Annotated in this window: 9 protein-coding genes and 1 pseudogene; 6 read left to right on the top strand and 4 right to left on the bottom strand. The window is 53.9% G+C overall.

Annotated features, from left to right (window positions below):
• Positions 1 to 585 precede the first annotated feature (585 nt).
• The 3 genes from AAEZ10_RS27040 (at position 586) to AAEZ10_RS27030 (ending at position 1711) form a co-directional block, all read left to right on the top strand.
• Complete coding sequence (locus tag AAEZ10_RS27040) at positions 586 to 828, top strand: hypothetical protein (RefSeq protein WP_041478609.1); 243 nt, start codon at positions 586 to 588, stop codon at positions 826 to 828.
• Positions 829 to 839: 11 nt separating this feature from the next.
• Complete coding sequence (locus tag AAEZ10_RS27035) at positions 840 to 1040, top strand: hypothetical protein (RefSeq protein ID WP_073474315.1); 201 nt, start codon at positions 840 to 842, stop codon at positions 1038 to 1040.
• 86 nt (positions 1041 to 1126) lie between these two features.
• Complete coding sequence (locus tag AAEZ10_RS27030; protein WP_073474317.1) at positions 1127 to 1711, top strand: hypothetical protein; 585 nt, start codon at positions 1127 to 1129, stop codon at positions 1709 to 1711.
• A 323-nt stretch (positions 1712 to 2034) separates the two neighbouring features.
• Here the strand turns inward: AAEZ10_RS27030 and AAEZ10_RS27025 are convergent, their stop codons facing one another.
• Complete coding sequence (locus tag AAEZ10_RS27025) at positions 2035 to 2862, bottom strand: glycosyltransferase family 2 protein (RefSeq protein ID WP_110646491.1); 828 nt, start codon at positions 2860 to 2862, stop codon at positions 2035 to 2037.
• A 205-nt stretch (positions 2863 to 3067) separates the two neighbouring features.
• On the opposite strand from AAEZ10_RS27025, the gene AAEZ10_RS27020 reads away from it, so the two are divergent.
• The 3 genes from AAEZ10_RS27020 to AAEZ10_RS27010 all read left to right on the top strand — a co-directional run bounded on the left by AAEZ10_RS27020 (position 3068) and on the right by AAEZ10_RS27010 (position 5301).
• On the top strand, positions 3068 to 3286 hold the full coding sequence (locus tag AAEZ10_RS27020; RefSeq protein WP_350571752.1) for a hypothetical protein: 219 nt from the start codon (positions 3068 to 3070) through the stop codon (positions 3284 to 3286).
• Between the two features lie 15 nt (positions 3287 to 3301).
• On the top strand, positions 3302 to 4060 hold the full coding sequence (locus AAEZ10_RS27015) for a formylglycine-generating enzyme family protein (protein WP_243242165.1): 759 nt from the start codon (positions 3302 to 3304) through the stop codon (positions 4058 to 4060).
• A gap of 248 nt (positions 4061 to 4308) precedes the next feature.
• Entirely contained in the window at positions 4309 to 5301 is a 993-nt protein-coding gene (locus AAEZ10_RS27010; RefSeq protein ID WP_350571750.1) for a formylglycine-generating enzyme family protein, read from the top strand.
• Positions 5302 to 5336: 35 nt separating this feature from the next.
• Here the strand turns inward: AAEZ10_RS27010 and AAEZ10_RS27005 are convergent, their stop codons facing one another.
• From AAEZ10_RS27005 to AAEZ10_RS26995, 3 genes and pseudogenes are all read right to left on the bottom strand, one after another.
• Positions 5337 to 7841 carry a LysM peptidoglycan-binding domain-containing protein gene (locus AAEZ10_RS27005; RefSeq protein WP_273526803.1) on the bottom strand — a complete coding sequence of 835 codons (2505 nt, stop codon included), beginning with the start codon at positions 7839 to 7841 and terminating at the stop codon, positions 5337 to 5339.
• A gap of 19 nt (positions 7842 to 7860) precedes the next feature.
• Entirely contained in the window at positions 7861 to 8694 is an 834-nt protein-coding gene (locus AAEZ10_RS27000; RefSeq protein WP_163032976.1) for a DUF4123 domain-containing protein, read from the bottom strand.
• Positions 8691 to 9137 (bottom strand): annotated as a pseudogene (locus AAEZ10_RS26995) (type VI secretion system tip protein VgrG); the annotation flags it as partial. The gene AAEZ10_RS27000 and the pseudogene AAEZ10_RS26995, both read right to left, overlap by 4 nt.

Raw genomic sequence — 9137 nt, 5'->3', positions numbered from 1 at the left:
TCCAGAGCGCCCTGAAACAAGGGCGTAATAGACTCCTAAAACAGCCGTGAAGCGACAGATACGTTGACACGCACCGAGCGCCAAAAAAAGTAAGCAAAAAACGCTAGCTCCTACGTTCGGCCCTCGCAGGCTCGGGTTCCTTCGCTGCGGGATCGATCCGGGCGCAGCGGCTACGGTTTGCTTCGCTGCACCTCCTTCCGCTGTGTCTGGCTTCGCCAGACGGTCGCTGCGCTCCCACGCCCGGATCAACCCCTCCACTCAGCCTTCCGACGTCGCCGGTGGATCAAGATCAAGATCAAGAGCAGGCGAGCTGACACTCGGCCTATAGGTGAACGTGGGACTGTAGGAGCTGCCGAAGGCTGCGATCTTTTGCTTTTGCTTTTGCTTTTGCTCTTGCTCTTGTAGGAGTGAGCCTGCTCGCGATAGCTATCTCAAAAACACCGATGAATTACAGCTTAACCCCAATCCCTGTGGGAGCTGGCTTGCCAGCGATGGCGTCAGCAAGGTCACCACTAATCAAACCGCTCGGAACTCTCCCTTCGCCAATACGCTCTACCCAGAAACCCGCCATTTTCGGACTCACCCATGAGCGACGACGTGCAACTCCCAGACCTCAACACCTGGCAACGCCTGTTCGACGATCAGACGCTTTGGCAGCAATCGCCCGACGCTCACTATTTCGATCTGCAGCGCATCGCCGATGACCTGCTCGGCCAAGGCGCGATTGATCTTGAGCAATGGCAGTTGTTGCGCGCCAAAGCCGATGATCTGCACAAGCAGTCACCCGAGGTCAACGTCGCCCGCGAACTCGAAGATCCCGAAGCCTGAGGACTCCTGCCATGAATACCACCATCAACCAGAACGACAATCCCGACGAACCACGCCCGGCCGGTGAAACCGAACGCGATAACGATGCGCTGCGCCCGACCGATCCCAAGCAGCGGCAGGACAGCGGCAAAGGCACGCCGAGTGGCGAATCCACTGCGCAGGAGACCGCCAAGCCACACACCCGAGGCCCACAAACCCAAGTCAAGCCCTGAACAGCGTCTATGCTCACTGGCACGCCCGCCGCTGAAGTGTTTTCGGTGGCGGGTGTCGCCATTTCATCACAGGGAAAGTAATGCATATGAAGCTCGACGCTCTGGCCAAGGCCATCACTCTCGCAACGCTGCTTTCTGTCACGAGTTTCGGCGCTCTGGCTGCCGACATTCCGTTATCCGCCGTCGTTGAGGCCGATTCCGTTACCACCAAAGTGCTCGCTGTCGACCCGGCCAATCACCAGGTCGTGCTAGAAGGCCCCGAAGGACGTCAGGTCCACGTTCAGCTCAGCGACAAAGCGAAAAATCTTGCCAATCTCAAAGTAGGGGACCTGGTGAAGATCGAGGTGCAGCGATCTGTCGCCGCTTATCTCGACACCGATGTAGATAAAGGTTTGCCAGGCACCACCGAGCGCACTGGCGAACTGCGCAAGGCCCCGGGCAGCGATAACCCGGGCGGCGAGGCCTATCGTCAGGTTCAGGTGCAGCTGAAAATCAGCAAAATTGATTTGAAGACCAATCAGGTCACCCTCCAAGATCCGTCCGGACAATCGAAGACGCTCGATGTGAAGAAGCCGGAGATTCAGGCCAAGTTGAAAGATCTGAAAGTAGGGCAGAGCGTTATTGTCACTTATACCGATATCCTGAAAGTGACCAGTCAGCACGATAGTTGAGTATTAGCTCTACAAGTTTATTGCTCTTGTACAACTTTATGTATGAGAGCAATCATATAAAGTTTTTTGTAAGACAATTCCCGGGATAAATCGGCAAAACACAGTTTTTAACTTTTCAGTGCAAAAATTTCATGTTTGCCCATGACGACAGGTCCACTTGTTTGAATTAAAATCCTCGGCGTTCGCCCAGTGTCAGGGCTCTTTACCGGTGCAAGGATTGCCAGGCCGTAACACTGGGCGAACTCCACTACTGACGAAAATTGTATACAGAATCTGCAAGCAAAAAGGGCGACTTTGCAGTCGCCCTTTTTAATTGTTTTCGATCAAGTCGAAGCTTGCATACCGGTTTTGCCATGCTGCCCCTGCAAGCGCTTGAGTGTCTGCTGGTACATTTTTGTACGGCGATGATCCTTGCCATAAGTGCCTGCCGCCGCGACGGTCCCGGCCTGGATGTGATCCAGATAGCGGAAAATCTTCCGCGGCGAGAGGAACCTGACGCCATAGCCCAACCCGACCATTCGATCCTGAAGCGTGTAACCAGGCACCTCCTCATCCATGCAGAAGTGCAACCCCAGCGACTTCATCAAACGCGCATTCCACAGCGTACAGAAACTTTTCAAATGGGTTTCTTTATACGGGCGTGGCGGTTTTGAACGCAGGCCAAGATGAACTTTGAGTCGACGAACATGATGTTTGCAGAACCGCGAAGTTAAACGCCAGGTATCACGCAGTAACCCACGATCAAGTTGCTCGACACAACCGACCGCCGCCATGTCCGCACTTTTGGTGCATTCGCGCATCATCATCGCAAACACTTCCATGTCGTAGACAAAGGTGTCGGTGTGCAGCAGAAACAAGTAATCGGTCTCAACTTTCGCCAAGGCCAGATCCAGCGCCTTGCCATGGGCAATATGCCCCATTTCCTTGCCCGGCGACGGCCGCTCGATCAGATTGATCCAGTCCAGCGAACGCAAATAATCGAGGCTGGCATCCGCCGAATCGTTATCCACCACCCACACTGGAATGCCCTGCGCCTGGACATGCTCGCGCAACAGCTCCAGACACATGCGGGTGATGTCCGGGGTTTTGTAATTGACCAGAACAAGACTGAAGTTGGGATGCGGTCGGGTAGGTAGATCAAAGGCTTTCATGTCGGAGGGACTCATCCACGGCTCAAGACGACAGGTTGATGAGCCGGGATGCTAGCGGGGGAAGCTTAGGTGAAGCTTAATTTGGCGGCTCAGCAGAGATTCGTGATGGGCAACGGCGATCGTGTTCAAGGTCGGGGTATGGTTTGTAGTCTCGTCGCGCAACGGTATATTTGACCTTTGACGCACCTTTATAAGGATATTGCCCGTGTTACGTCAGCTTGTGCTCGCCCTTCCTGTCTTGATGCTGATGGCCGGCTGTGAGGCTGAATCAGGTCCTCTGCCGCCTAGCAAAACCTTGTCGCCCGAAAAGGTGGCCTCCATCGCAGCGACCATCAAGACGAAACCCCCTGACCTTTCCGCGGAAATTCGTGACAAGGTTCTGAGCACCGTAGTGCAGTCAATTGACAATATGGTTTTCGTTTAAGGCGGCCAATTTGATATGGGCGACTTTGGCTGGATTTGTGAATACGATGAAAAAGATGTTTGTACCTGGCCTTGCGGGCAGGCGGCGGAGCAGCTTTGTAATATCAGCCGTGATGGTAATGATGATTTCGTTCATTTCGTTAAGTTGAGCGGTTTTTATTTTTCAAAATATCATGTGTCATTGAAAGAGTTTGATTTATTTTTTAACGCCAAAGGACTGCCGCTTTTCGACTCCGAAAAGCGCAAAAGAGAGGATTTAAAGTTTCGCTATCAACCGGACTTGCCTGCTTTCACCAAAAGTTGGCAAGAAGCGAAGGATTATTGCGTATGGTTGGCCGAACTCAGCGGGTACCCTATAGATTTACCTACAGAAGCGCAGTGGGAATTCGTGGTTAGGAATGGCGGCAAACACATTCTTTTTCCTACCGATACGGGTAGTTTGGATTTTGGAGAGAACTATCCAAATGAAGGAGGGGGGCAAACTTTTCCAATCGATCGATTTCCTCCCAATCCATTGGGGGTCTTTGGGTTGGCAGGAAATGCCACTGATTGGGTTAACGATTGGTACGGCGAAGACTACTATCGGCATTCTCCAAGGGAGAATCCACGGGGGCCAGAAACAGGAGTCTATAAGGTCAAACGTGGTTCGTATTATCCTGAAGGCCCCATGTCCGCCGCTTCCGTTGTCCGACGCTGGCCTGATAATCCGCAGCAAGATGCCTACTATCCTGGCACTGGCTTCCGGTGCTCCGTACAAACTGCTGAAAAACTGTGAGGCTGGTATCGCGATGGTGCCGCTGGCGCCGTTGCTCAATCTTCATTTTGATATTGCCCTGCCAGGTTCCCAGCCATTGATCCGGCGCGGACCGCAGCGGCGAAGCGGAAGGCATTGCCTCGGCCTCGTTTAATGTCCAGGAGCATTGTTCATACACGCGTTGAGCTCGCTGACGGACTTGTTATTTTGTAGTATTGCCGGGCGATGGTATGTTTGTAAGTCAGACGCACCTTATAAGGATATTGCCTGTGTTACGTCAGTTTTTGCTTGCCCTTCCTGCCTTGATGCTCTTGGACGGCTGTGAGGCTGAATCAGGTCCTCTGCCGCCTAGCAAAACCTTGTCGCCCGAAAAGGTGGCCTCCATCGCAGCGACCGTAGAAACGAAATATCCTGATCTTTCGGCCGAGCTTCGTGACAAGGTTCTCAACACCGTGGTCCAGTCAATTGACAACATGGTCTTTGTCGAAGGTGGCCAGTTTGATATGGGCGACTTTGGCTGGATTTGTGAATACGATGAAAGAGATGTTTGTACCTGGCCTTGTGGGCAGGAGCCGGAGCAGCTTTGTAATATCAGTAGCAAAGGTAATGATGATTTCGTCCATCCTGTAAAATTGACCAGTTACTATCTCTCGAAGTATCAGGCTAGGCTGGCGGATTTTGATCTTTTTTTTGTTGCCAATGGAAAGCCTCTTTATGATGAAGATGATCGAAAGCGTGAAGATCTAAAAGATTTATATTTGCCTGATCTTCCAGCTCCAACTCAAAGCTGGCAGGAGGCAAAAGATTACTGTAAGTGGATAGGGTCTTTAAGTGGTTACGAAGTGGACTTGCCGACGGAGGCTCAGTGGGAATTCGCGGCTCGCAATCGTGGAAAACATATACTTTTTCCAACTGACACTGGAAGCCTTGACTACGGAAAGAACTTTCCTTTTGAAAATGAACAGGAGAATTTCCCAGTTAATCGATTTGCGCCTAACCCTCTAGGGTTTTATGGCATGGCTGGGAACTCAACCGATTGGGTAAATGACTGGTACGCTGAAGATTATTACAAAATTTCCCCCCTGGAAAATCCTCAGGGCCCCGAATCTGGGAACAGAAAAATCAGGAGAGGATCTACAACTTTGGAGGCACCGCTGTCAGCAGCTCCACTGGTGCGGCGTTGGCCACAAGATTTAGTACAAAAATATCATTCCAGCGATACTAGCTTTAGGTGCGCAATCCAGTCCAGCAGTCCGCTTTGATAACTGTTCGGAAGGCGTCTGCGACGCCCTCCGCGCTAGGCTATCCTGTCAAATAGCCCGCTTCTCCGGGCCGCTAGCAGTGTTTTTTCTTTTCTCCATGATTGGCCTGGCTGCCAAGCAATCATTACTGTTTTTTCGGATGCTGTTTCAATATTTGCTGCAAGTGCTTTAATAAAACTATTGAATTGCATTTGCTCATGCCCATCGAGCAGGGCATTGATGCGATTCAAGCTACTCATTGGATCGACTTTTTTTCCGTCTTTTGAGCAGTTTTCTAATATATGGATGAATTGTCGCCAAGTGCGGATGTGAGAGAGCAAAAATACAACAGCTTTTTCCTGCTCTTCGGACCAGCTTTCAACAAAGCTTTCTGTTAGAAGATAGATGATCGGCCCGACTGTTTCTGGGGGTAGCAGACTGATTGGAATGTTTTTGCTATTTACTTTAACGGTTTTATTTTTTAGTAAGTAAGTGGCGGTGGTCTGAGCTTCCTGTTTGGTTGCAATTCGTTTTTTCCACCAGAGTCTCATATCATTGGCGCTATTTGAAAATGCTTTGCCTATGGATTCGCCGGGTTGGCTGATAATCTGGAAAAGACCTCTAGCCATATATTCAAATGCTTCTTCAGTTACAGCTAGCTGGTAATGGAAATCTGCCTTTGATAGAGCATTGCAGAAGACGTAGATCAGGTCACCGATCTTTTCGAGGTCGACTGCTGTACCAAAACCGCCTCCTGCGCCAGGGCCGAAAACCAGACTCGCTTTGCAATTTATTGCCAAACGGTTTTCGGTAATCTCAATCCCAAAATCAAAACCAGCCCCAATACCCAGCGCCGCGTTCCCCTCAGCCTTGATCTCCACCAAGCTCGACCAGTCTGTGCTGCCGCTGTCGTTCGCCTGTCCTGCGACGATCTTGCCGACCCCTTGTTTGGTCGAATCAAGCCACTTCAACGTGCCGGTGACGGTGCCTCCGCCTTGCACGCCGGCAAAGGCGTTGCCTTTCAATCCCAGGCTGCCGCCGCGTTTCTTGTCGACGGCCATGTCGGGCGGGCTTAGCAGAGCTGTTGCCCCGGAGGCTTCTACTTCCTTGGGTTTGTATTGGGCTTTGACGCCAGCTTGGCCTTGGGCCGTCGCGCCAGCGAAACACGATAGCTCGACCTTGCCGTCGAGGCGGAAGATGCCGATGTCGCTGACGACTTCTTTGCCTTCGGCGTTGCGGTACGGCATGCGCACCACGTAACCGCCCTGATCCGGAAAGTAACTCTTCAGCGCTATCGAGCCTTCAGCCAGCGAGATGGCGGCGCTGGCTTTGACGCCGACTTCGACGTTGCCTTTGCCGGGCTCCCAGCTGTTGATCCCGGCGCTGGCCGTTGCGGCAAAGCGAAAGGCGTGAGCTTCGGCCGATACGGCGTATTTGGCCGAGTCGGCTTCGTTGGATGTCCACGAGCATTCTTTATGCAGGGCGTTGAGTAGGTTGTCCTCCTTGCTCGTCCAAGAGGTGAACTTGGCCTCGAGGCTGCCCAGCGGGCTGGTCTTGCGGCCATCGCTGACAGCGGTGCGGATGTCCTTGAGCAAATCCTTGGCCAGATTTTTATCCAGCGGTTTGCCACGCATCACGGTGGTCGGCACTTTGACCCGCCAGGTGAATTCTTCTCGGGTGCGCACTGGAATGTAGTGGCGTCGGGTCGGATCGCTGAAGGAGATGTACTCGACGACGGTGATGCCGGTTTTGACCTGCTTGCCTTTTTGCGTCTCGGTGCCTTTGCCTTTGCCGTGCTTGAGATCCGGAGCTGCACCGCTGGCACTCGTAGAGCTGTCGCCAGCTTCGGCTTTGCCTTGCGCGGCGATGCGGGTGCGCAGCGATTGAATCTCGGCGTTCAGTTCAGCGACTTTTTTAGCGCGCAAGCCCTCCCAGTTGGTTTCCAGATAGCTGCCTTCAAAAGCCGGCTGGGGCGTGTAACGCTGATACCAATCGCGGGCCTTCTGCACCGTCGCCAATTGGCCTTGCAGGTCTTCCTTGCGCTCGATGACAGCTTTCGGTTTTGCCACAACCGGAGGCGAGCGCTGCAGCAGCCCGGCTTCTTCAGCCTTGGCGTTCCAGGCATCCTTGATGCAGCGCGTGCAGGTGCAATTGGCTTGCGGATCTTTGGTCTTGGCGCACAGCCTGGCTTCGGTCGCCTTGGCGAGATTCTGGTGCAGCTCGTCCATGAGTTTTTTGACGAGGTCGGATTGCTTCTGCAGCTCTTTCGATTCTTTTTCCGTCAGCACGTAAAAGTGATCGTCGCCGGTGATGTGGATGACGTCGACCAGTTCATCCTGGCATTCGACTGCGCCTTTGACGGCTGTGGTGCTCTTGTTCTCGGCGTGTTTCGGCGGCGGCAAAACCTTGGCTGCCGGCAATTGCAGCGCCCATCCAGGCTTGATGTGGTTGGGGTCGGTGATGATCGGATTCAGCGCTCGTAGATCGGCCACGGAGCATTTGTTGGCGGCGGCAATGCTGCCAAGAGTGTCGCCGCTCTTAACGGTGTAGGTGGTGCTCATTGCTCATCGTCCTTGTGATTCACAGGCTTTCCAGTTGAGTCAGCTTGTCGCCGAGCGCTATGTCGTCACGCGCGAGCAACTCGGTGGCGGGCGGCTGCTTCCAGAATCGGTCGCCACGCTGGATCGCTACGCGAAGCCAGCGCTCCTGATCGGCCATTTGCTCGTATCCCGTATCTTTTGCGGCCAGTAACTGGCGATGAACGAACTCGACGCGGTCATCCGTCGGCAGAACCTCGCGGTAATCGTCCGCGAAGCGCGTGGCGATGACTCTGAGCCGGCCCTGTTCGATCAATGCCTGACGTTCTTCGCCCACGTATAGCCATGCCGGTGGCTGCTTGGCCGTCGGCGGGGTGTGAGGAGGTTTTGCGTAGAAGCGCCAGCCAATCTCGTTACGCCATGCCAGCGCGCTGAACGGCCCCATGAACTGCGCTCTTTCGGTCTCGTCGAGTGCAAGCAGCAACGGTTCGAGCCAGCGCGGATCGAAGAAACGCATCATCTGTTGCGGTTCTTCGTCGGTGCGCACGGTCAGCAAGCTGCGCCAGTGTTCCACGCCCTGATCCAGCAAAGCGGAGTCGCTTAACCAGGCGACGCAACCTGCATCAGACTGCTCCAGCAAAGTGCTGACGTAGGGAGCAACGGTTTGCCTCTCCGGATACAGGACGACGTATGGGCCTGCTGGTTGCAAGTCTGCGTAGCGGGTATTGGTGAACAGTGGAAGGCAGCTGGGGCGGTACTGTTCGTCACTCTGGAACAAGTGACTGAGCAGATCCGCATCAAAGCTTCTGTCCAGAATCAGACACATCGCGCCTGTCGTCGTGGACTGTTTGAACGGCGATTCGATGGACTCAATCATGTCGACGCACCGGGTTGGTGGATCGGGCAATGACCGCTCGCATCCAGATGACATGATGGAGTGGGCAGCAAGACGCCTGCCTTCGATTGAGCTTTGAACGAACCGAGCGAAGGTTTCACTACCTGCCCAGCCTTATCTGCATCTGCCTGTTTCAAAGGTCCCGGCATCAACGGCGCGGCGCCCGTACCAACGCCCGGGCTACCCCCGGAGTTCATGTTGATCACCGGCCCGCTCATGGTCACGCCGCCGGCGTCGATCTTGATGAAGCTGCCGCCGCCGATCAGCGTGAGTTCGGCGCCGGCTTCCATCACCACTTTCATGCCGCTGCTCAGGTGGATTTCTTGCCCTGCGTCGATGAACTGGCCGGTGCCGATCTTGATGTGCTGGTTCACGCCGACGGTGAGGTGGTCGTTGGCGCGGGTTTCGACTTTGCGGTCGGCGTA

Origin of the sequence: Pseudomonas sp. H26/SER47-MNA-CIBAN-0231 (assembly GCF_040310465.1) — a bacterium.
GTDB classification, from domain to species: Bacteria; Pseudomonadota; Gammaproteobacteria; order Pseudomonadales; family Pseudomonadaceae; genus Aquipseudomonas; species Aquipseudomonas atacamensis.
This window is presented reverse-complemented; position numbering and strand designations above follow the sequence as displayed.